The following is a 26,869-nucleotide window of genomic DNA, read 5'->3' on the forward strand; positions in this document are numbered from 1 at the left end:
ACGTTCTTTATAAACTATTTTTTAAATGTATGCACGATTGGCATAGTAGCTGGGTTGCTTGATTTGCTGTTTAAGGAGTTGCTGAATGAACCCTGTTGCCACCCTCGTTGCAGAGCTTACCCTGTTAGGCTGGCTGCTAGTCCCGTTGTCGATGCTGTTGCTCGCAGCTTACGCCAACTGGACCAGCAACCCACGCAAACTTGCTCATTGCTGGACTGCCGCCAAGAGCCTGTTCGTTGCCTTGATGGCCATCACGGGTTTTATTGGCCTGATGTTGTTCGCCGATGGCCCGGGCTTCACAACCGGTTTGCCGGAAATTGGCGCCCAGTTTGGTCTGTTCCCCAGCGGCCTGTCATTGTGGATGTCTATACTGGTGGGCTTCATTGGCTGGGTCATCATTCGGTACGCGGACGACTATCTGCGCGGCGACCCGGGTCGTGCGCGCTTTTTCCCCTGGCTCCTTATTACCCTGGCCAGCGTTCTGGTTCTGGTGTTGACCAACCACCTGCTGGTCCTTGTGGGTGCCTGGGTGGGCGTGAGCCTTTCATTACATCACTTACTTACCCTTTATCCCCAGCGCGTCGCAGCGAACGCGGCCGCCTTACAGAAGTTCGTAATCAGTAGGGTAGGCGATGTTTGTGTCCTCAGCGCCGTTTTGCTGCTGCACCACCATTACGGGACCTTTTATCTTCCAGAAATGATGGCCGCCGCGAGCAGCGGGGCGGGCCAATCGTTGGTGTTGCAGTTTGCGTCTGTGCTGCTCGCTATAGCGGCGTTGCTAAAATGCGCTCAGCTGCCCGTTCACGGCTGGTTGTTGCGGGTTATGGAAGCGCCAACGCCGGTTTCGGCATTGCTGCACGCGGGTATTATCAACCTGGGCGGTTTTCTATGGCTACGTTTGTACCCGGTGTTTGACGGCTTTACTCCGGGCCACGGCATTCTTCTTGTTGTCGGCGGTGTGACCGCGGTAGTTGCTGCGCTGGTTATGATGACGCAGTCGTCGGTGAAACACTCACTGGCGTGGTCTACGTCAGCGCAGATGGGGTTTATGTTGTTCGAAATTGGTTTAGGCGCTTACACCCTGGCCCTCCTGCATCTTCTGGCGCACTCGCTGTACAAGGCGCATTTATTCCTTGCCAGCAATCGTACCGTGGTGGATAGCCATTTGCTGGCAGGGTATGCCGGTGTGGAGCGTGTTCAGCTGATAAACGGCGTAATTGCGGCAGTGGTCGCGGCCGTCATATTGTGGGCGGTGCCGGCACTGGTAGAAGGGAAACTGGTTCTAGGCACGCTATTGGTGTTGGCTTGTGCGGCTGCCGCATTGGGCATTCCAGCCTGGGTAAAAGCACCTGTTCGCGCCAGCCTGCTGCTGTGTACCCTGATGTTGTTACCACTTTATAGCTTGCTGCATGCGCTGCTGTCGCCGGCCCTGGGTTCAGCCAGCAACTTGGTGCTTCCACTTGCAGCACAAGTGGCGGGTTTGGTCATCGTCGCTGCTTTGGCTGCCGGCTCACTGATGATCTTACTTAAACCGCAGAGCCGCGTCAGCCAGGCACTCCACCATTACTGCTGCGAAGGGTTAGGGTTAGACCTTCCGTTGAACCGGCTCAGTGCCGCACTGGCAAGAAAAACCCGCGATTTGAGCTTTAGCGGCACCAAACCGACCAACCTGTACAAAGCTAACCCGTTGAGTTCAGGAGAGCAGTCATGAACCCTAGGCAGGTTGTACCCAACGAATTACAGGCGGCTTTAACCGCGGCTTGCGAGGCCATAGCGCCGATATGGCCTCTGGACCAGTTCATTGCAGTTAATCCCTGGTGGGGGATGCGGGAACAATCGGTGGCAGCGGCAGCTGATCAGTTGCAGCGCCGTGGTGGTATCAGCATGTTAATGCCTGCGTCTTTCTACTTGTCAGCCTGGGAGGGCGGACGTATTCGCCCAGAAGACTTGCAGGATGTGTTGCAGGCGGTTGGTCCTGAACCTGCGCCATCGCTTGAAGAACTGATTAAGCGCTTGCGCGTGGGTGATTCTGTTCAGCCGCGGGTGGCCTGCTCTATTTTTCTTAGCCATGAAGGCCTTGCGCCGGCAGGTGGTGGCAACTCTCAAGCCGCCGTTGTGCGCCAGGCCGGTCGGTTCTGTGCCCGTTATTTTGATCAGCGTCAGGCACGCTGGGCGGCAGACAAGGAACACGGCCTTTACACCGCTTGGCACCAGCATGTGACTACCAGCCATTTGATAGACAAACAGATTGGGGTCAAAGGCTTACAACGTATGCTTGCCGGGTTGCCGCAAGAGACCGAACAGGCCTTGGCACAACTGACCAGTGATCTGGCTCTGCCGTCCACAGCGTTGGAAGCGCTTTGCCACGGATTGCTGCTGGATATGATTGGCTGGGCGTCCTGGTGCCGCGGAATAGACTGGCGAGCTGAAAATCAAGGCGGCACCAGTAAGATCTGTCGCGAACTATTGGCTGTGTTGCTGGCATGGGAATGGGCAGGGTTGGCGCTTGCCGATAGCGCTACCCAGAAAGCTTGGCGAGTTCAGTGGTCTCTGGCAGCCAAGAGTGGGTTTAATACGGATGGGCTCGATAACGGCGTAAACACTGACGGCCAACTCTGGTTGTGGCAACAGGCGTTTGAGCGGGCGTGGCAGCGCCAGCTGCTATCAAGCCTGAATCTTGATGCAAGCCCGGTTGCCGCGGTAAAACCGGACGTTCAAGCGGTATTTTGTATTGATGTGCGTTCGGAAGTCATTCGGCGCAACCTGGAACAGGCGGACGGCGGAATTCAAACCAAGGGCATGGCCGGCTTTTTCGGCTTGGCTCTGGCGCATCAGACGCTCAGCGACAAGCCTGGTATGCGTCAGCTTCCGGGCCTGTTGGAGCCGGCGATTATAGCCGCTGACACCACGGGTACCAGCCAGGGTGATAATGCACAGCGAAGCAGAACCAATCAGCAGGAACTGGTTCGCCAGGCCGTTCGCGGCGCCAAGTATGGCAGCCTTTCAACATTTACCCTGGTGGAAACCACCGGCTTGGCCTGGGTCTGGAAGCTGGTGCGTGACAGTCTTAATAAAAACGATGGCAGTAAAGGTGAAGATCCCGAGCAGGGCCAGCTGCGCATGCATCATGCCGGAACCGGAGATCCGTTGTCTGACGCGGACAAAATCTGTTTGGGCACAGATTTTTTGCGGTCGCTGTCGCTGACGGGGAATTTTGCCCCGTTGCTGGTTCTGGTGGGCCACGGCGCTCACACCGACAATAACGCCCACCATGCGAGTTTGGCGTGTGGCGCCTGCGGGGGGCGCAACGGCGGCCTGAATGCGCAGATTGTAGCTGATATGCTGAATGAGCCAGTGGTGCGTGCAGGTCTGGAAAAAGAAGGTATCGTTATTCCGCAGGAAACGTGGGTGGTTGCCGGCCAGCACTGCACGGTGACCGACCAAGTGCAAATTATTCGCCGCAGCGCCTTACCTGACAGTCATAAAGGTGTCATGTCGCGTTTTGAAAATGCCCTGAACATTGCCGGCACCAGCATGCGGAGGGAGCGGGCGACACCACTTCAGCTAAACGGTTTGGGGGATGACGCGCTGCTGGCCGAACTGCAAAGACGTACCCGGAACTGGGCAGAGGTTCGCCCTGAGTGGGGTTTGGCCAATAACGCCGCGATGCTGATTGGCAATCGTGCATTGTCGCGCGGATGCGACCTGGGTGGCCGAGTATTCATGCACGATTATGACCCCGAGGCAGACGAGGATGGAAATGTACTGACCACCATATTTGGTGGCCCGGTGGTGGTTGCCAGCTGGATTAATTTACAGTATTTCGCCTCGGTAACTGCACCGGACACCTACGGTGCGGGCAATAAGCTGCTGCATTCGGTGATCGGCGGCAATGTGGGCGTGATTGAAGGTGATGGCAGCGATCTGCGGATTGGTTTGCCGTGGCAGTCGGTGCACGACGGCACGAACTGGCGGCACGAGCCCATGCGTTTGACGGTTCTGATTGATGCGCCCCAAGAGCGGATTGATTTGGCTTTGGAGCGCACCCCGGCGCTCGCCACACTGGTTAAAAACCAATGGCTGAGTATGACCAGCCTTCAGCTGATCAAGCGAACCCGGGGTGCCAGTTCCGCTTCGGCCCAGTTGACCGTTGCGGGCTGAGCGTCGTTACCGGTAAACAGATGCCCAACCTCCGGCACTGCATAACGCAGATCGCCGCGAGTCGGGCGCTGGCTGTTGAATTCAGCATGGCTGATACCCACTTCCCAGATGTTATTCGAGCCTTCGCTTTGCCAGCCCTCGGGGCGCAACTCAACTCGTACTTCCGAGCCAATCAGGCTGACCGCTTCAATGCGCAGCGGCAAATTGGCATGCGCCACCGGCGCTGTTGCAAGCCGGACTTCATGTGGCCTTAGATAGAGCTGGGCGTCTCCCTTGTGTTGCACCCCGGGCACCGTTACCCAAGCATTACCTTGGCTCAGGCTGCCTTGCTTTACTTGGCCAGAAATCACATTTACCTGGCCTAAAAAATCGAACACAAAGCGGCTCTCTGGCCGAGCGTAAAGCTCTATGGGTTCATTCACCTGCTCTACACGGCCCTGGCTCATAACCACCACCTGATCAGACAGTTCCAACGCTTCTTCTTGGTCGTGGGTCACAAAAATGCTGGTGAAGTGGAATTCATCGTGCAGATTGCGCAGCCAACGGCGCAAGTCTTTACGTACTTTAGCGTCTAACGCGCCAAAGGGTTCATCCAGAAGCAGAATTTTCGGTTGGGTTGCAATCGAGCGGGCCAATGCCACCCGCTGTTTCTGACCACCGGACAATTGCGCCGGGTAGCGTTGGGCCAAGTGGGGTAACTGAATCATTTCCAGCAGCTCACTAACGCGCTTCTGAATGCCCGCTTTTGTCGGGCGCTGTTTGCGCGGCAGAGAATCCAGGCCGAAAGCAATGTTCTGTGCCACGGTCATGTGGCGGAACAGAGCATAGTGCTGAAACACAAAACCGATGTTGCGATCGCGCACGTGAAGCCCGGTAACATCCTTGCCCGAAAACGAGATTTGCCCGCTGTCTGCAGACTCAAGCCCGGCAATAATGCGCAGCAGGGTCGTTTTGCCCGAACCGGAAGGGCCCAGCAAAGCGGTGAGTTTGCCCTCGGGAATATCCAGAGAGACGTTATTCAGCGCCTGAAACTTGCCAAAGCGCTTGTTGATGCCATCAACAGTAATACTCATTAAACAGTCTCCTGTGCTTGCAGGCGGATCAGGGTACGAGCCTGCCGCCATTCCACAAAACCTTTAGCGGCCAACGTAAACACGGCAATGCCGGCCAATAGTGAAGCGCTGGTGAACGCGCCAACAACGTTATAATCCTGGTACAACAATTCCACGTGTAGGGGCAGAGTGTTGGTTTGCCCGCGAATATTACCCGCCACCACTGACACCGCGCCGAACTCGCCCACTGCCCGAGCGTTGGTCAGTACAACGCCGTAGATAAGCGCCCATTTGATATTGGGCAGTGTAATGGTACGAAATATTCTCCAACCCGATGCGCCAAGTACCACGCCGGCCTCTTCTTCCTCGCTGCCTTGCTGTTGCATAAGCGGAATCAGCTCGCGGGCAACAAACGGGCAGGTCACAAACACCGTTACCATCACAATACCGGGCCAGGAGAACATCAGCTGAATGTCATAGTCCGCCAGCCAACTGCCAATCCAGCCGTTACGGCCGTACAGAAGCAGATACAGCAAACCAGCCACAACTGGCGACACCGCAAACGGGATATCAATCAGGGTGATCAGCAGTTTACGGCCGGGAAAACGAAACCGGGTGACCAGCCAGGCCAGCGCTACACCAAACACCAGGTTTAGCGGCACGGTCAATGCGGCCACAAACAAAGTCAGTCCGATGGCGTGTAGGGTGTACTCGTCTAACAGGTTATCAGCGAACGTACTCCATCCGGAGCTCAGGGCTTCGGTAAAAATAACCACCAGAGGCATAATTAAAAGGCCAAAGGTGACCGCGATGGCGATGCCAATCAGCAGCCACTTTATGGCCGGGCTGTCGCCAACACGGCGGTGTTTTATGGAGCGTGTGGAGCGGGCTCGGGTGCTTTCCATGGCGCTAGCGTCCTTCCAGGCGTTTGAGATAACGCGCTTGCCATACCGTAATGGCAAACAGCAGCACCAGTGATGCCAGCAGGATAACCGAGGCGATCGCGCTGGCCGCGGCGTAGTCATACTCTTGTAGGCGGATAAAAATCATCAGGCTGGTGACTTCACTGAGGTAGGGCATGTTGCCGGCAATGAAGATAACCGCGCCAAACTCACCAAGGCTGCGGGTAAACGACAATGCCACACCGGTGACCAATGCCGGCCATAGCGCAGGGAAAATGACTCGGCGAAATACATGGGCGTCGCTGGCGCCAAGACTTACAGCGGCTTCTTCATCTTCGGGTGCCAGCTCTTCCAGAACCGGCTGCACAGTGCGCACCACAAACGGCAGGCTGGTAAACGCCATGGCCACCACAATGCCCACGGGTGTGAAGGCGACTTCTATACCCAGTTTAGTCAAAAATTGCCCATACCAGCCGTTTGCAGCGAACAGTGTTGCGAGAGTAATACCGGCAACGGCAGTGGGTAGAGCAAAGGGTAGATCTACCACTGCATCAATCAGGCGTTTTCCAGGAAATTCATAGCGCACCAGAACCCAGGCCAACAGTAAGCCAAAGGCGCCGTTAAACAGTGACGCCGCTAATGCGGCCAGCGCGGTTACTTTGTAGGAGGCCACAACCCGAGGATCAGTGATTACAAACCAGAATTCACTAAGGCTCATGGCCGACACTTCAATAACCAGCCCTGTCAGCGGCAATAGCAGAACCAGGCTGATAAAAAACAGCGAAATGCCGAGGCTCAAACCGAACCCCGGCAATACCCGCTTACTGCGGCCCTTAGTCAGCAGCCAGCGCTGTGATTTCGCAACGCTGGCCTGATTGGCAGTGGACATTGATTACTTACGACGCTGCAGTTGGTCAAGTTTTCCGCCACTGGCAAAGTGCTCTTTGGTGGCGTTTTCCCAGCTGCCGGCAATGGCGTCAATGGGCAGTAATTTCACGTCTGGGAAGCGGTCAACCGTTTCTTTTTTGACGGTTTCATTGTGCACACGATAGTTGAATCCGGCCAGCAGGCGCTGGGCGTCTTCACTGTAAAGGTGCTCAAGGTAGGCTTTGGCGAGGTCCTCAGTGCCGTTCTGCTTAACGTAATCGTCGATCCAGGTAACCGGGAACTCGGCCAGAAAGCTGACCTTGGGAGTGACCACTTCGTATTCGCCGTTGTCGTAGCGATCAACCAGGTTCAGCACTTCCGATTCGAACGTCAGCAGAACGTCGCCAATTTCGCGTTCAATAAAGGTTGTAGTGGCACCGCGACCACCGCTGTCAAATACTTTTACCTGGCCCAGAAAATCCCGAAGAAATCCATCAATTTTCTGCTGGTCGTCGCCAAAGGTGTCTTGGGCGTAGCCCAGCGCGGCCAGATAAGTGTAACGACCATTACCGGAGGTTTTCGGATTGGGCATAACCAGAGCGACGTCTTCTTTTACCAGGTCGTCCCAGTTTTGAATGTTTTTCGGATTACCCTTGCGTACCAGGAACGCCATGGTGGAGTAGTAGGGGGAGCTGTTGTTTGGCAAACGCTCGGCCCAATTTTCCGGGATCAAGCCGCCACGGGTGTGCAGAATGTCGATGTCGGTGACTTGGTTGAAGGTAACCACGTCTGCTTTCAATCCTTCAATAATCGCTTGCGCCTGCTTGGAAGAGCCAGCGTGTGACTGGCTGACTTCAACGTTGTCGCCGGTCTTTTCATTCCAATATTCATTGAAATGCACGTTATAAGCGGCGAACAGTTCACGGGCGATGTCATAGGATGAGTTCAGCATTTCACGATCGGCCGACACAGCCATGGGTGCAAAAAGTGAGGCACTGAGCGCAAGGCCGGTAACCAGGCCTTTGAGTTTACGTTGCATGACATTCCCCTAAAACAGATGATGTGTTGAGGGGTAAGTTACCAAAGCGCGGTTAAAACTGGAAAGAATAAAGGATAACTTAAATATAAACTTTTGGAATAAGCGAGAGAGGGGGAAGAGGTACATCCGATTAAACAGCGACAACCCCCCCCGGAGCCGACGATAAGTGCGGGCTCCGAGTTCGGCCGTTACTGCTTAGAACCTGATTCAGAGCTCGGACGGGCACAGACCTTTCGAATACCAAGATTTTCAGCTCCAAATCTTTAGCCAGAGTTTCGCTAACCGTGGCGGTTATGTAACGGGCATTTTCGCTGAGGCCATGGCACCAACGCAGCCAACCATTAAAAGTCTGCGACTGAGCCTCACAGGCTGGCTATCCCGAGGTGACATCCTCATCATTTTTCCCTTTTGTTTTCTTGATGCACATCGGGAATAGGCTTAAGCCAGCTTTTTAAATGCTGCCACTCAAAACCGTAATAACGCAGACCCCCAGGTAAAACCGCCGCCAAAAGCTTCCAGCAAAACAACCTCGTTACGCTTGATCCGGCCATCACGTACAGCTTCATCAAGGGCCAGCGGGATAGACGCTGCTGAGGTATTGCCATGTTTGTTAACGGTCACTACAACCTGATCCATCGGCATGTTCAGTTTTTTAGCGGTCGCGGCGATAATGCGCATATTGGCTTGGTGAGGCACTAGCCAATCGATATCCGATTTTTTCATGTTGTTGTGAGCAAGGGTTTCATCAACAATTTTACCCAGCGTATTCACCGCCATCCTGAAGACTTCGTTACCCTTCATTTCCACATAGCCAAGGCCGGCCTTAAACTTTTCGGGGTCTTCGGCGACACCACATGGCACGTGAAGAAGTTTTTCATAGCTGCCATCGGCGTGCAGGTGGGTGGACAAAATCCCAGTTTCATCACTGGCTTCAAGAATAACCGCACCGGCTCCATCGCCGAACAAAACACAAGTACCGCGATCGCTCCAATCGATAATACGAGAGAATACCTCAGCACCAATGACAAGTACTTTTTTGCTGGTTCCCGTTTTGATGAATTTATCCGCGGTGGCCAGTGCGTACACAAAACCGCTGCACACAGCCTGAATGTCAAAAGCGGGACAACCTCGAATGCCCAAGCGTGCCTGCAGAATACAGGCGGAGCTTGGGAATATTTTATTAGGCGTAGAAGTAGCGAACACGATCAGATCAATATCCGCAGCGTCTATTCCGGCGGCCTCGATGGCTCTTAAGGCAGCCTGTTCGGCCAGGTCAACCGTGGTTTGACCTTCTACTGCAATATGGCGCTGTTCAATGCCGGTTCGTTCACGGATCCACTGGTCCGTGGTATCCACGGTTTTTTCTAGATCCTTATTGGTCACAATCTGGTCCGGCAAGTACGAGCCAGTGCCGGTAATACGTGCGAAGGTCATTCGTAATATCCTGCAGCATCAATTTTTTGTCAATCCGCCATGCTATACCGGTCTTTGCCGGCGGCGTTATTAGCGATTCGTCGGTTGAACGTGAGTTTGTTCTCCTTAAGCATGGCAGCGACAGCTATTTGGGTCTAGATTTAATCTTCGACGGTACCGCAATACCCCTGAATTATGACAAACAGGCGTTTTATAAAATCGACAATTAGCTTTGCTGTCTCAGCCTCGGTTATCCTTTCGTCAAAGGTTCAAGCCAAGAGCAGTTACAAATTCTCTGCGGCGTTAGCCGGCACACCCTTGGTTCAATCCTGATACGGTTATCGAATGACACTCATTGAAATGGTTTTGCTGGCTGCCTTGGGCGGGGTCGCCGGCTTTATAAACGTACTCTCCGCCGGCGGCTCGATGCTCACCTTGCCCTTGCTGATATTTCTGGGCCTGCCTCCTCAGGTTGCTAATGGTACCAATCGGGTCGCTATAACGTTGCAGAGCATGACCGCCGTTGGCAGTTTTTTCCGTAACGGGCACGGCCAACTGGGTATTGGTTTGCGGCTAGCTGTGCCTGCCGTGCTGGGGTCATTGCTTGGAGCTTGGCTGGCAACAGACGTTTCTGCAGCCGTTTTTGAATTCGTTCTGGTTGCTGCCATGATCGCCACTTCGACATTTTTGCTGCTCCCCGCTCCAAAGCTGGACACTCGTCCGTTAACCCCCGAGCGACTCGGCCCGGTGATCTACACCGCCATGTTTGTGGTGGGTCTTTACGGTGGATTTATTCAGGTGGGGGTAGGGGCGCTGTTTATCGTCGCGTTGCACCGTATGCTGAAAATAGATCTGCTTCAGGTGAACGTGCTCAAAGTCTTCATCATCCTTCTATACACCATCCCGGCACTGGCGATATTCGCAGGCAGTGGGCAAGTACGCTGGGCGATGGGCTTGACCCTGGCCGCAGGTAATATTGTCGGGGCGATCATTGCGGTGAAGGTCAATGTTGGGCCACGGGGTGCACAGTGGGTGAAATGGCTGACTCTGATTATGGTAGGCGCCATTATTGTTCGTTTAATTGCGAGCTGAAGGCATCCACTCAACCTTCCCGCAGCAGCAGGGCCGGGTTCAGCCGCAGCGCCCGTAGCGTTGGCAGCAGGCCAGCCAGCAGGGCAAGCGAGCTGACGACGCCCGCCACCAGCGCACCAAGCCACCACAGATCGCCGGCTGGCAGTTTTAACAACAGGCTCGCCAGCGGAAGAGCAACCAGCGCTCCGAGTGCAGTTGCGAAAACGGTAGAGAGCAAGGTAAGCAAACCGGTTTCCAGCAGCATGGACTGCCAGATAGCTTGGTGCCTGGCACCAAGGCAGTAGAGCAGGTTGGCCTCGTAGAGCTGTCGTCTGCGGCTAACACTGACCACGCTGGACAGCACAAGAAGGCTCGCCGTCAGACTTACCAGGGCGACGGTGGCTAGGCCGGCCGCCGCCTTGCTCAGCAGGTTACCGGCGGTCTCGAGCCAGTCGGCTGTGCGCAGGGTAATCACATTCGGGATGTTTCTGGCGAGCCACTGTTGTGACGTTTTTGCAGCCGAGTCGGTTTGGTAGACCACGCCTACGTACCTGCCAGTCAATTCGTCCAGCGCGCCATCTTGTAGAACGCCTTCGAACCAGAATCGGGTTTGAAGGCCTTTTTGCTGGTATATGGCTTTGATTTCGGCGGCAATTGTCTGGCCCTCAGCCTGAAACTCCACTGTGTCTCCTACTGTTAGCTCGAGCTGGTTGGCTTCTCGATCTTCCATCGCCATGAAGGCGGGCTCACCCTCTGGTGCCGGTGACGACCACCAGTTACCACTGACCAGCTCTAGATCTTCCGGGTTTCCTGACAAATAACTGAGCTTGTACTCATCACCCATGGCCTCGCGTCTGGCTTGCGAGTTGTCGGCCAGAACATCCGCGATTGGCTCGTTGTTGATCACTGCCAGGCGGCCACGAACCATTGGCAATAGTTCGATCCGGCTGGCCGGATCAAGGGATTCGAGACCAGACTTGAGCGGGTCAATCTGATCAGAAAAAACCTCATACAGGATCAGGGCAGGGGCTTCAGCTGGTATTGTGGATTCCAGCGCTCGAAGGAGGGTGCCCACAAGCAGAGTGCACGCCACTACAAGTGTCAGTGCCGTACCCAGCGAGAGCAGGGTTGCCCGCAAGGGTGAGTCCGGCCTGTGCAAATTGGCCAGCGCCAGTCGGCGGGCAAAATTTCGACCGGCAAAGCCGCGGTCTTCCAGCGCTTTGGCAGCGCGTTGCAGTCCCTTGATCAGACCTTCCAGTAAACCCCAAAGCAGTACGACAGCCAGCAGGAAAAGAAGCCCCAGTTGCGGAGAAGGCAACCAGAATAGAGCGGCCGCAATGTAGACCACTAGCAGAATATAACTCGCTATCCGCCAGCTGCGAGGCTCATGACTGGCCGCCTGAACCCGGCCTCGGAACAGCCCGGCCGGCGACGCAGCGAGTGCTCTGGCCAGCGCCGGAAGTGCGAAAACATAGGCCGTCAGCACGGCAAATAGCCAGCTCAACAGCAATGGCACAAGCCAAAGAGCTATCCACTGGCCAGCCACACCAGTATCGCCAGATCCGGGCAGCGCAAGGGCATCGCCGGCTAAACCTAGTGCAGCAGCAGACAGTGCCAACCCGATGGCGCCGCCGATGATGCCTGCCAGGCTGCCCAACAGGCCGATCTGAAGAAGGTAAATGGCCACCAAAGGCCTGCGCCGTAAACCCAGAGTTTGCAGTGTGGCGATGGTGCCAAGCTTCTCGTTCAGGTAGGCGTGGATGCTGTTGGCGACACCCAGGCCGCCAATGAACAGCGTGGTAAATGCGATCAGAATGAGCGCCGTTGCAATCTGGTCAAGCCGTTCGGACAGGCGCTCGCTGCGCTCGGCAAAGGTTGTGGTATCCCAGCGGGTATTTGGAAACGCCTGCTCGAATTCATTCAGCCAGACGTCCAGGTCGCGGTCAGTCTGAACCCGGTATTCGTAATCAACACGGCTACCAGGCCGAATTAGCCCGGTTGCCTCTACCGCCGCTTCGGAAATCATGATCGGCAAACCGCGCCAGTTGGCCATCAGGCTACGATCCGGCTGCGCCTGAATAAGGCCGCTGATGCGAAAGATTGCAGCGCCAATCTGAATTTGATCGCCAACGGACTGGCCCAGACGCTCAGCGAGCAGAGGGTCAATGATAGCCCCCCAAAGACCATCCTTGGATGCCGTGAGTTCCTCCAGTGGTTGGTCCGGTATCAGTTGTAGCTCGCCGTAAAGCGGATAGGCGGCATCAGGAATCAGTATCTCGGCTCTGACAAAGCTTGCGCCGCTATTATCACCCGCTTCATTAGCACCACTGACGGTTGCTTCACTGACCGCTGCTCCACTGACCATAGTGTCGAGCTCTCGAACCAGCGAAAGGCTGCCCGTTGCACGAATCCATGCAAGCACTTCATCCGGCAGAGGCTCACTGGCTTCTAGTTCGACATCGCCGCCCAAAAGCGTGCGGGTATCCGCTAGTAAACTCTGCTCGATAACCCGGTAGAGACTGGCCGTGGCAGCCACCAGGGTAACGCCCAGTATGAGGCAGGCCAGAAAAACCTTGAGCGCAGAGATACGTGAGCGCAGATCCGCGATCGCGAATGTTAGCATCCAGAACGGTCTGGTGGATTTTTCAGATTTCATAGAGGTGCCCTCCGTCCATCTGAATCCTGTGCTGACAGCGCTCCGCAACACGCTTGTCGTGGGTCACCAGCACCAGCGTAGACTTGCTTTTCTTATGCAGGTCGAACAACAGCGAAAGCACTTTCTCGCCGGTTTCCTGATCCAGATTGCCAGTAGGCTCGTCACCCAGCAGCAAACTCGGCTGATGTACCAGTGCTCTTGCAATCGCTACACGCTGCTGCTCGCCGCCAGACAGCTGCGCTGGATAGTGCTGCAATCGATGGCTCAGCCCAACGGCCTCCAACATGGCACTCGCTTGCTCACGGGCATGGGCTTGCCCGGCAATTTCAAGCGGTAGACTGACGTTACCCAGCGCGCTGAGGCCCGGCAGCAAATGAAACGACTGAAAAATAATGCCGAGGTGTTTGCTGCGCCAGTCGGCCAGTGCATCTGAATCCATGTCGCCAAGGCGCTGTCTGCCAATCAGGATCTCGCCCTTGTCCGGGCGCTCAAGACCGGAAAGCAGCAGAAGCAGCGAGGTCTTCCCGCTTCCAGATGGGCCCATAATCGCCAGGGTCTCGCCGGGTGGAACCTTGAGTGACGCGTTATTGAGCACAGCGACAGCACCTGATTCTGTTGGATAGGTAAGGTGAATGCCGCTCATTTCGACGCTGGTGGACACAGAGGCTCCTTGTTTTGTGATTAACGCGAATCTGACCCGTTCATCATGTTACTGTATAACACTATGAAGCCTAATAAACGTGAACTTAAACACATGGAACGCCAGCTCGTTGTGGCACTGACCGAAGCCTGCGAGGCTGCAAAAACTGAAATACCCGGTTTTTGCTGGCTTACCCACGATAACGGGGTAAATCAGTTTCCGGCGGGCCTTCGAGTGACCTGGATTTTTGATACCCGAGCCAACCTTGAGCAAGCGCTTGTTGATGGTCTTAAAAAGCATGCGCGTTTGCGGACCCTGGAAGCGATTGAACAAACCGGCCTGGACCCAGGCCTTATTTCCAGCTGCCTGCAGTTCGACAGTGAGGAAGCCTGCACGAACTCCCAAAAGGGTAACTGGTTAGCACGGCTGACGCAGTTACGGCGTACCAGACATTAAGAGTAGGCGACACCTACGATCCGCTGGCCGGTATCCTGCCAACAGCCGCTTAGTATTTGCCAGCTCGGTCCCCGAGAAGTGGAGTGAAAAGTGCCAAATCAAAGAGTGTCAGCATGAAAATCACCAAAGCGGTGCCAACCAATATCATCACTGGATTCCTGGGAGTGGGCAAAACCACGGCCATTTTGCACCTCTTGGCCAATAAACCCGCCAATGAGCGTTGGGCGGTATTGGTCAATGAGTTCGGCGAAATAGGTATCGACGGCGGTTTGATGGCTGGAGGCCAGGGGGCTCAAACTGGCGTTTTTATCCGTGAGGTGCCCGGCGGCTGCATGTGTTGCGTTTCAGGTTTGCCTATGCAGATGGCGTTGAACAGACTATTAATAGCCGCAAAACCAGACCGGTTGCTCATCGAACCAACGGGGTTGGGGCACCCTCAGGAAGTCATTAAGTCATTGCGCCAGCCGCATTACGCCACCGTTATTGATTTGAGGGCGACGCTGACCTTGATTGATCCTCGGCGCACACGAGATTCGCGTTATACCCGGAACGCTACATTCATCCAGCAAATTGCAGTAGCCGACGTACTCGTGGCGAATAAATCCGATCAGTGTACAGACGACGACTTTTCTTCCCTGGGTGCTTATCTTGTGGAAAAAGCCAGTCACGAAAAGCCGTTATATCGAGTGAGTTTCGGGGAGATTCCGTTCAGTGCCCTCTCGGTTCCTGCGGTTTATGCAGCGCCGGAGTCTGACCCTGACCCATCCCGGCGCTTCGTGGTGCCCGCATTATCAAAAACCGCCGTTGGGCAACACGAATCCACAGAGCGCTCAGATCACAGGCCATTGGCTGCGGGTGATTACATGACAATCAAAAAACAGGCTGATGGTTTTACGTCGATTGGCTGGCGTTTTCACGCCAGCATTCTGTTTGATAGAGGCCGGTTGTTTGCGTTCTTTTCCGGTCTTACCCTACAGAGGGTAAAAGCCATATTCATTACGTCAGACGGTGTTTTTGGCTACAACTTCAGCGACCAGGCGTTAACTGAGGTGGAGTTGGACGAGGCCCAGGAGAGTTGCATCGAAGGCATCGACAATGACGAAATGGTTTTTGAAGGCTTCGAAGCGAGCCTTCTAGCCTGTAAGGCCTGCGTCAGTTGATGTCGTGACGCCCCTCATTTTCTTCAGTGGTCCGAGTGGATTTCGGCGACCCGGTTGCCAAAATAAGATCGGAGCTGATTCGCGGCTGCATGGACGCCAGTTGTTTGCTGACTTGTGCTTTAAAGGAAGCAAGTTCGATATCAGGCACTTTTGCGGCAGTCGGGATATCCGCAGTCAGCGGATTAACGGGTTGGCCGTTCACATGAAACTCGAAATGCAGATGGGACCCTGTTGAGCGTCCCGAATTGCCTGTTAGTGCAATTTTTTGGCCCCGCTTTATTCTTTGACCTCGTTTGACTAGAACTTTGCTCAAGTGGAGGTAACGTGTTTCAAAGGTTCCACTGTGACTGATATCGACATACCGCCCGGCAAAGGGATGGTTGCCAATACGCGAAACGACGCCGTCGCCGGTACTTACTATGGGAGTGCCGACAGGTGTTGCGAGATCGACACCGTTATGAGGTGATCGTCTGCCGGTAATCGGGTTGAGACGATCAGGACTGAACGGGGAACTTATTCTGAAGCGTTTTTCAGTGGGCCAACGCAAAAATGCCAGCAAAACGCTCTCGCCAGTCTCGTTATAGTAGTTGCCATCTTCGAAGAGAAACGCGTTGTAGGCTTTAAGCCCGCGGAGCAGGGATACCGCTTCAATTCGTTGGCGGCCCGTTGGCGAATCGTGAGTCATCTCGCGACCCGTGACAACAGTGAAAGTATCCCCTGACCTGAGGTCGCGCCGAAAATCGATCTTACTTTTTAGAAGGTAAGCTACCTCGGCCACCTCAGCGTCACTGAGTCCCGACTTGACGGCGGAGGCATAAAAACTTCCCTTAATAGCCCCGCGGGTAATGGCCGAGTGCCAATGGGTCTCGGATTCCTCTTTGCGGGCAACAAATGCGCCATCGTCCTGGAGGGAAAAAGTAATGGTTCTGGCCGCATCAATGCGCAGTACTAATGCCTCAAGCACTCGGTGCCCGTCGTACTTGAACGTGACCCGTTTTCCGGGTTGCAGCGTTTCAAGGGATAGATATTCGACGTCAGCTTCAAGAATCTGGTGCAATACAGACCCAGGAATACCTTTTGAATCGAAAATGTCACTCAGGGTATCCCCCTTTTTGATCAGGTAACTCTGTGTTTCAGGCTCGCTGGCCGGCGGAGATTGCGGAAATGTGGGCTGAGACACGGCGGCCAAGTCTCTATTTGGCTTAGCATTCAGGGTGTCTGGGTTGTCCAGTTGGATTAGTAGGGCGACGGCAACGAAAACGATTGCCAGGGACAGTATGATTTTGTGGTTAAGTGTAAAAAAGTGTCGAAATAACATAATTATGAACTGTCTCCGCGAGCTGCCCAGAATCGCCGGTCAGGCATGAGTTTTTTGTGTCTGGATGAAGTGCCGGAAGATGCTGGACACACCGAAAAGCACAGCAACAGTACAGACGATTGTTGGGCCTGTCGGGGTGTTCATTAGGTAAGACGCTTGCAAGCCGGCAAGTGAGGCACCGCACCCGATAATCGCTGCAATAATGGCCATTGTTTCTGGCGTTCTACTGAAGGGGCGAGCCGTCGCTGCCGGTATGATTAGCATGGCGGCAATCAGCAATACTCCCACTACTTTAATGGCGACAGCCACAACAACCGCCAATGATAAGGTGAGAATCATTTTCTCTCGCTTGGGCGAAATGCCACTTGCGCAAGCGAGTTCAGGGTTAACAGTTGATGTAAGCAGAGCTGACCAGCGCCAACAAACCAATGTGAGAACCAGGGCTGCACCGCCCCAAATTACACCGAGGTCAAGGGCACCAACAGACAGGATGTCGCCAAACAAATAAGCCATAAGGTCGATGCGAATACCCGACAAAAAGGAGACTGCCACCAGCCCAAAAGCCAGCGAAGAGTGCGACAAGACACCAAGCAGAGTATCCATGGCGTAACCGCGTTCACTCAGAGTTGTAACGGCCAGAGCCATTAACAGCGATACCACCAAAACTCCTGCAAATATTGGCATGGATAACGTAAGTGACAACGCTACCCCCAAAATGGCGGCATGTGCGGTTGCATCGCCGAAAAAAGCCATACGCCGCCAAACAATAAAACAGCCAAGCGGCGCTGCGGCGATTGCGACACCGAGGCCGGCAAGGGAAGCGCGGAACATAAAGTCATCGAACATTAAATAGCTTCCTCGTGCCGGGGAGTTGCATGGTCATGGTGATGGTAACTAGCGAACATTTCCGCATTATCGAAGCCAAATAATAATCGATATTCGGGAGCGACCTTGACAACCTCAGGCGCGCCCTCGCAACAAATACTGCCGTTCAGGCAGATAACGCGATCTGATGTTCGCATCACAGTGTGCAGCTCATGGCTTACCATCAGGATGGCGCAACCCAGTTCTTGCCGCACCCTCTCAATCTGCCGGTAAAAGTCTGCTGACCCAGAATGGTCCAGCCCTTGGGTAGCCTCATCCAACAAAAGTAGATCGGGTTTCTCTATCAGGGCTCGGGCCAGCAAAACGCGCTGGAACTGCCCTCCGGACAGGGTGCTTAACTGTTGTTTGCCAAGACCAGACAACCCCGCTTGCTGGAGGGCAGTCTTCATGTCGTCCCTTTGCTGGCGCTTGGGAAGCGATAGAAACCGATAAACCGTCATTGGGAGTGTTTCATCAATATAGAGGCGCTGTGGAACGTAGCCAATAATCTGTTTACTGATAATTTCAACCTTGCCGGACGTGGGTACCTGGGCGCCGATAATCGCGCGCAGAAGCGTCGATTTTCCTGACCCGTTCGGGCCGACAATCGTCACTATTTCGCCCCGCTCTATATGGATATTAATGTCTTTCAGTACTCGGTTCCCGCCAAAACTGACGGACAGGTTTTTGGTGGCAAGTACTCTCATTTGTTTTTCCATCGAAAGCAGGTCACACACATCCGCGCAGGTCTGGAGCATTTTTCAGCTTTCACAACGTAAACCTCTTTCCTAGTTAATTACAATGTTATAACATAACATTAAGAAATAAAACTTCCATTACGAAAAGGCTGAAAAAGAATGAGAAAGCGCCAAAAATTAATGGCTACTGCGTTTATAGCAACCTTGCCGTTTAGTGCAAATGCTGTCCCCAATGTGGCGACTGACATCACACCCATTCACTCCCTCGTGTCGCAGGTAATGGCTGGAGTAGGCAGGCCGGATCTCATTGTTCAGTCTGGCGCTTCGCCGCATAACTATTCGCTCAGCCCATCGGAAGCTCAGGCACTACAGGAAGCGGACGTCGTGTTCTGGGTAGGTGAGGGCCTGACACCCTGGCTTGAAAGGTCTCTGGATAAACTGTCTCCCGATTCAACGAAAGTCGAGTTGTTGGAGGCGATGGGCACAACGACCTATGCCTTCAGAGAAGGAGCCACTTTCGATGCTCATGGTGATAGCGATCACGACGAGGAAAAGGAGGGTGAACACGGCACTCATGATGACCTCCAAGATGGGGAAGAGAAAGACGATGAGCATACTGAAGGCCATCATCAAGAAAACAGTGGTGCTGACCCGCATGCGTGGTTAGACCCCGCCAACGGAAAGGTCTGGCTTGATGTGATCGCAGCGGCTCTGGCAGAAGAAGATCCTGAAAATGCCGCTCAGTACCTTGAAAATTCAGCGATTGGACAAGCTGACATTGATGCTGCAGTCAGTCGTATTGAAATCACCGTAGCGCAGCTCGAAAATAAACAATTCATTGTTTTCCATGATGCTTACCAATATTTCGAAAAACGCTTTGGCATTCTGGCAGCAGGGGCGATCTCGATCGGGGATGCATCAAAACCAAGCCCGGCCCGGATTGCAGAAATCAGAGCAGTTGTGACAAATTTAGACGTAAGCTGTGTGTTCACTGAGCCACAATACAACCCAGGTATCGTTAAAGCGGTTTTTGGCGGAACGGGCGTTAACACGTCTGGAGTTATTGACCCATTAGGATCAGGCCTGGCTACCGGCGCCAACCTGTACCCAGACTTATTGATCGAGATCGCGGACGGGCTCCAATCATGCCTTGGAAAGAAATAAGGGGGTTACGAACCCTCAACTTTTCTCACACTTTCCGCTCGCGGCCTTGAAACCGCTTGCGGGCCTGATCCGAGTTAACGTAAACCGACTCGGTAAAAGCCGCGCTGGCATGGCCGAGTTCTTCACTGATGTGGCGAATATCCGCGCCGGATTCGATCGCCTGGCTGGCGCCGGTGTGGCGCAGGTAATGGGTTTCCGACCTTATCGCTTCAAGCTGTCGGGCTTCGTCGACAAAACCGGCTTCCTCCATTCGCGCAACAGCGAACATAACGGCCTGCTCGTAAATGCGTTGAACCTGACGTTTGCCCAGCGCTGTGCCATGGGTTGAGGGTAGGATAGGGTGATGATCGCCCGGGTCTGGCATAGGCGATAGTAAGTCCAAGTAGGCACGCCAACGTTTCAGGTAAGGCAGATAGGCATCGGGTAGGGTGACTGAACGGGCTTTGTCGCCTTTACCAAACACAAAGTACGACCAATATTGATCGCCCTGAATGACTTTCCGGCGGAAATCACCAAAAACTGGAATCCGGTCTGCGCCATCGTCTAGCGGACGCGGCGCCAACTCGCCAACCCGAAGAAACAACGATTTCATGGTAACAATCACAAACAAATGTCGTTCACATTTGGGGTTTTGATCTGCTTCGGTAACCAAGGTTTCTAGCAACCAGGACCACTGCCAATCGGTTAGCCGGCGCACAGCGACTTCGAGATCTTTGGCCAGTTGCGGTTTGGCGCGACGATCACGGCGGCGTAAGTCGCTAAGCGGGTCTGTTAGCAGATATTGTCGGTAAACCAGATATTTAAAGAAGGTTTGTAAAGCCGTTCGACTGGCGTTCAGGCTGGCTTGGCTGGCATTGTAAACGGCGTTTTCATCGCTGGAGCGCAGCGCAAACGGACGCCATTGGCGGTTTGGTAGACGTAAACCATTGGCATGGGTGAAAGCCGAAAACACACCGCGAGCAATCCAGCTATGGGGTGGATTCTTCAAGGTCTTGAAATACGCGGTCACAACATCGGCGTCGGTTTGCGCCAACGTGCGTTTGGTGGTTACCCAAAGATAATTCAGAAAACGCTGAACTTCACCGCGAAAGCGTGAAAACGTTCCAGGCACATCGGCGTATTTCATCAGAAATTGGCGACTAATTTCATAATCATCGCGCAGTGTCGTCAAGGGCTGCGGCAGAGACGCCAGAAATGTCGGTATGGATGGATGGCAATGAAAGTCTGACAGATCTTCAAGGTAATGAGCGGTATCGAACAGCGGCTGACCGGTAAAGGGTGCTGACACTTTAGTCCTTGATAGTGATGATTTTTGGATTGAACCGCTAATCTAATCCTTTTAATGTTCGATTTGGCCGTTATTTTCAATAACAGCTTTTTTTACCACCTTGATGGGACATTCGTCAGACTACGGCTCTTACTCGCTGACCATCCAACATCCTTGAAATGGCTTCGGGGGACTGAGCGGGACCATAGAGGAAGCCCTGTATCTGCTGGCAGCCAAGCCCTCTCAGATAGACCAATTGCGCATCTGTCTCTACGCCTTCTGCAATAATGTCCAACCTCAGGCCGTGAGCCATGGCCACGATAGCATTGACGATGCAGGCGTCGTCTTCTCCATTTCCAATTCCGCGGATAAACGACTGATCTACTTTTAACGTGTGGATAGGTAACTGGTGAAGGTAGTTCAGCGAAGAATAGCCGGTACCGAAATCATCGATTGCAATGCGGACTCCATGGTCGGCCAGTTGTTGGAGCTTTTGGCTGATCTGCTTGAGGTCATTCATAATGACATTTTCGGTAATTTCGATTTCCAGATGGCTGGGTGGAAACTCTTCATTTTTGAGTTGCCTGATTAGGTTTTCGACAAATCGCGGGTGCTCTACCTGAATCGGCGACATGTTTACTGCCAGCCTCAAATCCCTGTTGCCATCAAGTATCCACCCTTTGACATGCCGGCACGCCTGGGCCAGTACCTGCTCGCTAAGCGCTACAATCAGTTTGGTTTCTTCGGCCAATGGAAGGAAATCTTTGGGGTAGAGCAGTCCTCGATCCGGGTGTTGCCAGCGAACCAGCGCCTCCAGCCCCACAATGCGTCCGCTTTTGGCGCAAACTTGCGGCTGGTAGTAAACCCGCAGTTCGTTGTTCTCGAGAGCCTGCCTGAGATCCCTTTCCAGGCTGAGACGGTTGACGGTGTCGATGTTCATGGATTCGCTGTAAAAACGGTAGCCATCCTTGCCCCGAGCCTTCACGTGATACATGGCAATATCTGCGTTCTGGATCAGCTGATCCATTGAGGTGCCGGCCTCCGGGTAAAGGGAGATGCCGATACTAACTCCGACAAATACTTCGTGTTCGCCCAATTGAAAGGGTGCTTTGAGGGCATCAATCAGCTTCTTGGCAATACGCCGGGCATCGTTACTGCTGTTAATGGCGGGCAGCAACAGTGTGAACTCGTCACCGCCAAACCGTGAGAGTGTGTCACCTTTACGGAGGCAATTCTCCAGACGCTGGGTGACCACTTGTAACAAAACGTCACCCATGGCGTGACCCAAAGTATCGTTAACCACTTTGAACCGGTCCAGGTCCAGAAACATGACTGCGAGTTTCTGTTTGCTGCGACTCGCCTGTGTAATTGCAAGGCTCAACCGGTCGGTGAACAGTGCCCGGTTGGGCAACCGGGTTAGCAAATCATGATAGGCTTGGAAATTTATGAAGGCTTCCGCTTCCTTACGTTCAGTCACGTCTCTTGCGGTGCCGTAAAACCGCGCCTTGGAATCAGAATTGCGGGCATTGAAATCGGCTCCCAGAGGCAAGGTTCCATGATCAACTGGAAACGCAGTGATCTCGAAATAGCGATTGGCTTTTTGGCTGCCTCGGGTTTTGAGTTTCACTTCGAAGGTGCGGGGATTTTCAGGTGTAACGCTTGGGTCCCGGAGGGGATGAGTGCCGCGAGCAATGTCCTGTTCGTCAAGTAGGTGCCGGAAATGCTTTCCGTTGAGCTCTTCACTGTTGTAGCCCAACAACGATTCAATCTTGCTGTTGATGAAACAGAAGCGCCCTTGGTCATCAAGCATGAAGACAATGTCTGGGGAGTTGTTGACGATGTAACGGTGCAATGCTTCGGACTTTTCAAGTCGCTGTTGTACATCGGTATGAGCTCTAACCAGCGACTGTTTGCCCAATACAGCTTCCAGCGTGGTAAGCATTTCGTCTGGGTCAAAGGGTTTCTTGATGTAATCTTGAGCTCCTTTGCGCAGCGCACGACTGACAGAACTGAACGAACTCTCCCCGCTGACGACGATAATGCCGCATTTGGGCTGAACTTTTGCGGCATGGGCCATGACTTCAAAACCGTCTAATTCAGGCATTCTCAGGTCAAGCATGGCGAGGTCAAAGGTGCCCGTGTTCAGCTGTCTGCAGGCTTCTCTTCCGCCCAACGCCGAGGTAACAAGATAACCTTGTTGCTCCAGCAGTGAGGAGAGACTACTCAGCAGCCTCGGGTCGTCATCGGCGACGAGTATCCGAGCCACGATAGTGTCCGTCACTGGCGAAGAGATCGGTTGCTGTGTCATCGCGTGCCGCCCATGATTTATGTCGGACCTTTGCTGGAATCAGATGCCGCCGGCAGGAGAAGCCTGAAACTGGTGCCAGAACTCCCCGTGCGGTATCCAATGATGCCCTCCATGTCATCAATGAGTTGTTTAACAATGCTCAGCCCTAGTCCGCTGTGGGTCACGCCCTTACTGGATTTTACAGGCTTGAACAGACTACTTTGAATGGCTTTCGGTAAACCCGGGCCGTTGTCTTCGATCAGCATTTCGATCCATTGCCGGCCTTGTTGCCAGACGGGCGAGGCGCTTTCAAGCCTGAGCTTCCCCCCATCCGGCATGCACTCGACCGCGTTTCGGATCAGGTTAAGAATCACCTGGCGCACCGGCGCCCTGCCAGCCGCCAGATTTGTTGATTCTTCGCTCAAAATCAGATCGCAATCAATATCGCCGTTTCTGAACAAACTGTCCTGAAATAGGGCGTGCAGGGCTCTCAATTCTCGATTAAGGCTTGTCGGCTCGTCGGTGTTCGGGTTGGGTTCTTGGCTCTCACCCATCTGCACCAACAGATTGCCAGCGCGCTCAAGCTCTTCCCGGATAATATCCAGTTGTTCCCGAACCTGTTCATTTTCAAGCCGCCCACGTAGTTGATAAATGTACTGCCGAATGATGGTTAAGGGATTGCTGATTTCATGAATGTACCGTCGTACATTATCTTGGGCAAGGGCCTGGTCAATATCAGCTGCTGTTACATCGTCCTGATTTTTCGCCTCTTTGCTCGCAATGAGGTGTGGTAATCGCGCGCAGAACATTTCAGCTAGTTCCAGAGTCGACCTCATGTTTACGGCATCGGTGCCAATCACAAAAACGCCCTGACAAACGTCTTCGAACAGCACTGGAGCAGCCATGAGGGACGATGTGTTAAGTAGCGCCAATAATTGTTTGTCGAGCACGTTGGGCGAACGTTCAGCCAGCAGCACAGCTTTTTGATCCCTGAAGCTTTGCGTTAGCACACTGCCTGTGGAAGCGGCAACAATCGTCATGTCGGGCGGTTCGCCTTGACTATCCGATGCCAGGATCAGAATGCCATCGTCAACTCTGAAAAATAGGCTGGGGCAACCTGTTAATAGAGTGAGGTTGACCACTGTGCTCGCTAGCGCCGGGCCTGAGTCGTTGGCCGGGCTGAGAGCCTGGTCGGTCATGGCTTGGCGAATAACGGTATTGCGCAATGTCTGGCTTGCTTTGTGGCCGTCATAGGTATGTTCAAGGGTGACACCTAACGATTGCGCGAGGGCAGCAACTTCATGGTTGATGCGCAGTGATAATTCCCGGGTGAGATCTTCACTGAGACTGAAAATGGTGCCTGCTGCCGCGATACCGGCCGCATCGGATTGAGCCAGCCGTGTTGACAGATTGATCAACTTGACCAGATGGGCCGCATCACGGATTTCCGACGCCGGAGCCTTTTGATAACGCATGGCATCTGCTGCCATCTGCCCCAGCCCCCAGGCCTGAGCAAGCTGCGCTCCGATCTCTGCCTGGTGATCGAGATACTGCTTTTGAAGATCACCCGGAGTCATTTTCAGAGCAATCAGTTCGCCAATGTTATGGAGCATTCCCAACATAAAGGCCTCGTCCGCCGAGGGGTAGCGGGTAAGCGTGGCGAGGGTTTTGGCGGTCAGTGCGGTGGTGAGAGAGTGGCGCCAGAAATCACGAAGTTGCTGCCACTGGTCTGCACCAAGATCGAACATCAACTGCCGGAGTGCGGCAGTGAGAATCAGTGTGCGTAAACGTTCAGTGCCAAGCCGGAGCAGTGCTTGCTCAACCGAGCGAATTTCTCCTGACCGGCCGTAGAGTGATGAATTAGCCATGGCCAGTACTTGCGTGGTGAGGGCAGTGTCGGCCGAGATAATATTGCTGATATGACGATAGCTGTCTTCCTTTCGACACGCTTCCAGCGCCCTAAGAGTGACTTCGGGGAGGCTGGGTAATTCTGTATTCGGAGATATTTGCATAGAATTACCGGTCATGTACATCTGACACTTCATTCATAATTACCATAATGATGAGAGCTTAAACAATCAATTCCATAAAATAAATACAGGCTATTGAAAATTTTCCTAAATTCTGAATGGATTAAAATCCGATTTGAGTCTCACAATTGTGGCAATCGAAAATCCGCTAATTAGACTTATGCTGTGTGATCTACCTGATATTGCCACTTAAAAGATTGTCAGAAATACAACGAAAGTACCCGAAGTGTCGTCTCGCTGGCTATATTGTCTTGCATGTTCGCTGTAGAATTGATGTCATAAATTAGTCTGTTTTACTTCTTTGACCGTGGTTTTGAGGTCAGTATCAAAGAGAGACCGATGACGGATTCGAGGCATATTTCAACCCAGCCCAGGGTTATTGCCGTCACCGGCGGTAAAGGTGGTGTCGGTAAAACTTCGGTTGCCATCAATCTTGCGTTGGCCCTCACGCGCGAGGGCCACGGCGTGCTGCTGCTCGATGGAGACTTGGATCTTGCCAATGTTGCCATCATGCTGGGTCAGTATCCGAAACACACTCTGGAACACGTCCTTCGCCGAGAATGCACACTTGATGAGATTATCATGGAGGCGCCTCTGGGACTGCATGTGATTCCTGGTGCATCGGGGGTGCAACGGTGCATGGAATTAGGTGTTGCCGGCAGTCTAGATTTGCTCAAAAGCCTTGCTGCACTTGAACGCCGTTACGATTATGTTCTTATTGATACTGCCGCTGGCCTGCAGCCAGTGGTACTTCACATGATTGCCTCCGCTGCTATGGCATGTGTGGTGGTCACTCCTGACCCGGCTTCTCTAACAGATGCATTTTCGCTCATCAAGGTGTTGCAGCGGCAAGGCTACCGGCGTACCCCGAGTGTGCTGGTTAACATGGCTCATGGTGCCAGTCAGGCACAATCGATATTTCAGCGCTTTGCAGCGGCATCGCAAAGTCACTTGAACGTGCAGCCACACTATCTGGGCGCCATCTGGCGTGACGAAACACTGCGCCAATCAGTGATCACGCAGCGCCCGGTGGCCTTGCTGGCTCAGTCAGACCCGTCCTGTCGGCAGTTTCACTCACTGGCGGACAGGGTGAAGATAAGGTTGGAACAACTGCCGCCCAGAAAATCCGGAATTGCAGCCTATTGGTACAAGGCCGTTCGGAGATCGGAGCAGGATAGACCAATAGCAACGCCCGCTAGCGAACCCACGCCGCCAAAAGCAGACCTTGGGACCCGGGTTCGGCAGGCCGTTGTCGAATTCGATGACCTTGTCTCTGATCCGTCATTGCCGCCAATGCTTCGCAATGAGGCATTTGCGGCTTGCTTTGCATTGCTTGGGCGCACGATGGACGACGACACTATAGAAATTATCCAGACCGGACTGGCAGCACTTGACTGGGAAGCCCTTAGCGTTTCTCAACGAGCCCACTTGGCCACCCATTTACGAGATTTGGCAAGCCAAGTTGCGCCAGGGTCTTCGAAGCTGGGAGGCGGCGTCCAGTCTGTGATTCGAGGTTCCGACCGTGAGCCGCGTTACGATCAGGTCATATTTGGCGACCAGGAGTGTCTGCTGAAAGCCCTTCGCGAACAACCCAGCAACATTTCTCTGGACCACTTTCTGCGTGGATTGGCAGGTAAGACGGATAACCGGTTCGAGGGTTGAAATCCAGCATTTCTTAAATAAGATATCGGAACGGGTTTAAAAGCGCTTGCCCTGGTCGGTTAATGCGGCACTTCCGGCGGCTTTCAGAAAGTGCTGGTATTGCTCGCCCTCGGCAAAGTCCATACGGTAAAACGGTGAAACCGGCAACCAGGTACACCAGTG

Annotated in this window: 20 protein-coding genes; 7 read left to right on the plus strand and 13 right to left on the minus strand. The window is 53.7% G+C overall.

The features are described 5' to 3' along the window. Nucleotides 1–85: 85 nt before the first annotated feature. Nucleotides 86–1,711: an NADH-quinone oxidoreductase subunit L gene (locus MRBBS_RS08920; protein WP_014871147.1), complete on the plus strand. Its 1,626-nt coding sequence runs from the start codon at nucleotides 86–88 to the stop codon at nucleotides 1,709–1,711. Then, nucleotides 1,708–4,161 carry a DUF2309 domain-containing protein gene (locus MRBBS_RS08925; RefSeq protein ID WP_014871148.1) on the plus strand — a complete coding sequence of 818 codons (2,454 nt, stop codon included), beginning with the start codon at nucleotides 1,708–1,710 and terminating at the stop codon, nucleotides 4,159–4,161. The genes MRBBS_RS08920 and MRBBS_RS08925 overlap by 4 nt, the downstream gene beginning before the upstream one ends. Here the strand turns inward: MRBBS_RS08925 and MRBBS_RS20245 are convergent. The 5 genes from MRBBS_RS20245 to MRBBS_RS08950 form a co-directional block, all read right to left on the minus strand. Next, complete coding sequence (locus MRBBS_RS20245; RefSeq protein WP_041635194.1) at nucleotides 4,098–5,234, minus strand: sulfate/molybdate ABC transporter ATP-binding protein; 1,137 nt, start codon at nucleotides 5,232–5,234, stop codon at nucleotides 4,098–4,100. The genes MRBBS_RS08925 and MRBBS_RS20245 overlap by 64 nt on opposite strands. Then, nucleotides 5,234–6,118 (minus strand): sulfate ABC transporter permease subunit CysW, encoded by an 885-nt coding sequence (gene cysW, locus MRBBS_RS08935; RefSeq protein ID WP_014871149.1) that lies wholly within the window; start codon nucleotides 6,116–6,118, stop codon nucleotides 5,234–5,236. The genes MRBBS_RS20245 and cysW overlap by 1 nt, the downstream gene beginning before the upstream one ends. 4 nt (nucleotides 6,119–6,122) lie before the next feature. After that, complete coding sequence (cysT, locus tag MRBBS_RS08940; RefSeq protein WP_014871150.1) at nucleotides 6,123–7,004, minus strand: sulfate/thiosulfate ABC transporter permease CysT; 882 nt, start codon at nucleotides 7,002–7,004, stop codon at nucleotides 6,123–6,125. Nucleotides 7,005–7,007: 3 nt separating this feature from the next. Next, nucleotides 7,008–8,021, minus strand: a complete 1,014-nt coding sequence (gene cysP / locus MRBBS_RS08945; protein ID WP_014871151.1) for a thiosulfate ABC transporter substrate-binding protein CysP — start codon at nucleotides 8,019–8,021, stop codon at nucleotides 7,008–7,010. A gap of 465 nt (nucleotides 8,022–8,486) precedes the next feature. Continuing rightward, nucleotides 8,487–9,455 carry a beta-ketoacyl-ACP synthase III gene (locus tag MRBBS_RS08950; protein WP_014871153.1) on the minus strand — a complete coding sequence of 323 codons (969 nt, stop codon included), beginning with the start codon at nucleotides 9,453–9,455 and terminating at the stop codon, nucleotides 8,487–8,489. Nucleotides 9,456–9,779: 324 nt separating this feature from the next. Here MRBBS_RS08950 and MRBBS_RS08960 point away from each other — a divergent pair, with 324 nt between their 5' ends. Further along, nucleotides 9,780–10,526, plus strand: a complete 747-nt coding sequence (locus MRBBS_RS08960) for a sulfite exporter TauE/SafE family protein (protein ID WP_041635195.1) — start codon at nucleotides 9,780–9,782, stop codon at nucleotides 10,524–10,526. Between the two features lie 10 nt (nucleotides 10,527–10,536). Here the strand turns inward: MRBBS_RS08960 and MRBBS_RS08965 are convergent, their stop codons facing one another. Beyond that, on the minus strand, nucleotides 10,537–13,161 hold the full coding sequence (locus MRBBS_RS08965; RefSeq protein ID WP_014871155.1) for an ABC transporter permease: 2,625 nt from the start codon (nucleotides 13,159–13,161) through the stop codon (nucleotides 10,537–10,539). Beyond that, nucleotides 13,151–13,804, minus strand: a complete 654-nt coding sequence (locus MRBBS_RS08970; protein WP_187290800.1) for an ABC transporter ATP-binding protein — start codon at nucleotides 13,802–13,804, stop codon at nucleotides 13,151–13,153. The genes MRBBS_RS08965 and MRBBS_RS08970 overlap by 11 nt, the downstream gene beginning before the upstream one ends. An 81-nt stretch (nucleotides 13,805–13,885) precedes the next feature. Here MRBBS_RS08970 and MRBBS_RS08975 point away from each other — a divergent pair, with 81 nt between their 5' ends. Both MRBBS_RS08975 and MRBBS_RS08980 read left to right on the plus strand, forming a co-directional pair. Beyond that, entirely contained in the window at nucleotides 13,886–14,257 is a 372-nt protein-coding gene (locus tag MRBBS_RS08975) for a hypothetical protein (RefSeq protein ID WP_041635549.1), read from the plus strand. Between the two features lie 113 nt (nucleotides 14,258–14,370). After that, complete coding sequence (locus tag MRBBS_RS08980; RefSeq protein ID WP_014871158.1) at nucleotides 14,371–15,417, plus strand: CobW family GTP-binding protein; 1,047 nt, start codon at nucleotides 14,371–14,373, stop codon at nucleotides 15,415–15,417. On the opposite strand, the gene MRBBS_RS08985 is transcribed toward MRBBS_RS08980, so the two are convergent. The 3 genes from MRBBS_RS08985 to MRBBS_RS08995 are packed head-to-tail and all read right to left on the minus strand — an operon-like array spanning nucleotide 15,410 to nucleotide 18,306. Beyond that, nucleotides 15,410–16,735 carry a peptidoglycan DD-metalloendopeptidase family protein gene (locus tag MRBBS_RS08985; RefSeq protein ID WP_014871159.1) on the minus strand — a complete coding sequence of 442 codons (1,326 nt, stop codon included), beginning with the start codon at nucleotides 16,733–16,735 and terminating at the stop codon, nucleotides 15,410–15,412. The genes MRBBS_RS08980 and MRBBS_RS08985 overlap by 8 nt on opposite strands. Nucleotides 16,736–16,774: 39 nt before the next feature. Then, a complete protein-coding gene (locus MRBBS_RS08990; protein WP_014871160.1) occupies nucleotides 16,775–17,581 on the minus strand; it encodes a metal ABC transporter permease in 807 nt (268 codons plus the stop codon). Continuing rightward, nucleotides 17,581–18,306, minus strand: a complete 726-nt coding sequence (locus tag MRBBS_RS08995; RefSeq protein WP_014871161.1) for a metal ABC transporter ATP-binding protein — start codon at nucleotides 18,304–18,306, stop codon at nucleotides 17,581–17,583. The genes MRBBS_RS08990 and MRBBS_RS08995 overlap by 1 nt, the downstream gene beginning before the upstream one ends. 150 nt (nucleotides 18,307–18,456) lie before the next feature. Between MRBBS_RS08995 and MRBBS_RS09000 the strand changes: the two genes are divergently transcribed. After that, the gene (locus MRBBS_RS09000; RefSeq protein ID WP_014871162.1) at nucleotides 18,457–19,461 is read left to right on the plus strand and encodes a zinc ABC transporter substrate-binding protein; all 1,005 of its coding nucleotides are present in this window, start codon (nucleotides 18,457–18,459) and stop codon (nucleotides 19,459–19,461) included. Nucleotides 19,462–19,486: 25 nt separating this feature from the next. Here the strand turns inward: MRBBS_RS09000 and MRBBS_RS09005 are convergent, their stop codons facing one another. From MRBBS_RS09005 to MRBBS_RS09015, 3 genes are all read right to left on the minus strand, one after another. Continuing rightward, nucleotides 19,487–20,749 (minus strand): tyrosine-type recombinase/integrase, encoded by a 1,263-nt coding sequence (locus MRBBS_RS09005; protein ID WP_014871163.1) that lies wholly within the window; start codon nucleotides 20,747–20,749, stop codon nucleotides 19,487–19,489. A 115-nt stretch (nucleotides 20,750–20,864) separates the two neighbouring features. Beyond that, nucleotides 20,865–23,036, minus strand: a complete 2,172-nt coding sequence (locus MRBBS_RS09010) for an EAL domain-containing protein (protein ID WP_041635197.1) — start codon at nucleotides 23,034–23,036, stop codon at nucleotides 20,865–20,867. 17 nt (nucleotides 23,037–23,053) lie between these two features. Next, nucleotides 23,054–25,027, minus strand: coding sequence for an HDOD domain-containing protein (locus tag MRBBS_RS09015; protein WP_041635550.1), 1,974 nt, complete (start codon nucleotides 25,025–25,027; stop codon nucleotides 23,054–23,056). Nucleotides 25,028–25,384: 357 nt separating this feature from the next. Between MRBBS_RS09015 and MRBBS_RS09020 the strand changes: the two genes are divergently transcribed. Beyond that, nucleotides 25,385–26,707, plus strand: a complete 1,323-nt coding sequence (locus MRBBS_RS09020; RefSeq protein WP_014871166.1) for an AAA family ATPase — start codon at nucleotides 25,385–25,387, stop codon at nucleotides 26,705–26,707. The last annotated feature ends 162 nt before the right edge of the window (nucleotides 26,708–26,869 follow it).

This window comes from Marinobacter sp. BSs20148 (assembly GCF_000283275.1).
Classification (GTDB): Bacteria; Pseudomonadota; Gammaproteobacteria; order Pseudomonadales; family Oleiphilaceae; genus Marinobacter; species Marinobacter psychrophilus.

Bases quoted from the DNA above. Each gene is read 5' to 3' on its own strand.
- MRBBS_RS08980 (WP_014871158.1), top strand. From the start codon at position 14,371: ATGAAAATCACCAAAGCGGTGCCAACCAATATCATCACTGGATTCCTG.
- MRBBS_RS08960 (WP_041635195.1), top strand. From the start codon at position 9,780: ATGACACTCATTGAAATGGTTTTGCTGGCTGCCTTGGGCGGGGTCGCC.
- MRBBS_RS09015 (WP_041635550.1), bottom strand. From the start codon at position 25,027: ATGCAAATATCTCCGAATACAGAATTACCCAGCCTCCCCGAAGTCACT.
- MRBBS_RS08965 (WP_014871155.1), bottom strand. From the start codon at position 13,161: ATGAAATCTGAAAAATCCACCAGACCGTTCTGGATGCTAACATTCGCG.
- MRBBS_RS09020 (WP_014871166.1), top strand. From the start codon at position 25,385: ATGACGGATTCGAGGCATATTTCAACCCAGCCCAGGGTTATTGCCGTC.
- cysP (WP_014871151.1), bottom strand. From the start codon at position 8,021: ATGCAACGTAAACTCAAAGGCCTGGTTACCGGCCTTGCGCTCAGTGCC.
- MRBBS_RS08995 (WP_014871161.1), bottom strand. From the start codon at position 18,306: ATGAGAGTACTTGCCACCAAAAACCTGTCCGTCAGTTTTGGCGGGAAC.
- MRBBS_RS09000 (WP_014871162.1), top strand. From the start codon at position 18,457: ATGAGAAAGCGCCAAAAATTAATGGCTACTGCGTTTATAGCAACCTTG.
- MRBBS_RS08950 (WP_014871153.1), bottom strand. From the start codon at position 9,455: ATGACCTTCGCACGTATTACCGGCACTGGCTCGTACTTGCCGGACCAG.
- MRBBS_RS08975 (WP_041635549.1), top strand. From the start codon at position 13,886: ATGAAGCCTAATAAACGTGAACTTAAACACATGGAACGCCAGCTCGTT.
- cysT (WP_014871150.1), bottom strand. From the start codon at position 7,004: ATGTCCACTGCCAATCAGGCCAGCGTTGCGAAATCACAGCGCTGGCTG.
- MRBBS_RS09010 (WP_041635197.1), bottom strand. From the start codon at position 23,036: ATGACACAGCAACCGATCTCTTCGCCAGTGACGGACACTATCGTGGCT.
- MRBBS_RS08970 (WP_187290800.1), bottom strand. From the start codon at position 13,804: ATGAGCGGCATTCACCTTACCTATCCAACAGAATCAGGTGCTGTCGCT.
- MRBBS_RS08985 (WP_014871159.1), bottom strand. From the start codon at position 16,735: ATGTTATTTCGACACTTTTTTACACTTAACCACAAAATCATACTGTCC.
- MRBBS_RS08925 (WP_014871148.1), top strand. From the start codon at position 1,708: ATGAACCCTAGGCAGGTTGTACCCAACGAATTACAGGCGGCTTTAACC.
- MRBBS_RS08990 (WP_014871160.1), bottom strand. From the start codon at position 17,581: ATGTTCGATGACTTTATGTTCCGCGCTTCCCTTGCCGGCCTCGGTGTC.
- MRBBS_RS08920 (WP_014871147.1), top strand. From the start codon at position 86: ATGAACCCTGTTGCCACCCTCGTTGCAGAGCTTACCCTGTTAGGCTGG.
- MRBBS_RS20245 (WP_041635194.1), bottom strand. From the start codon at position 5,234: ATGAGTATTACTGTTGATGGCATCAACAAGCGCTTTGGCAAGTTTCAG.
- cysW (WP_014871149.1), bottom strand. From the start codon at position 6,118: ATGGAAAGCACCCGAGCCCGCTCCACACGCTCCATAAAACACCGCCGT.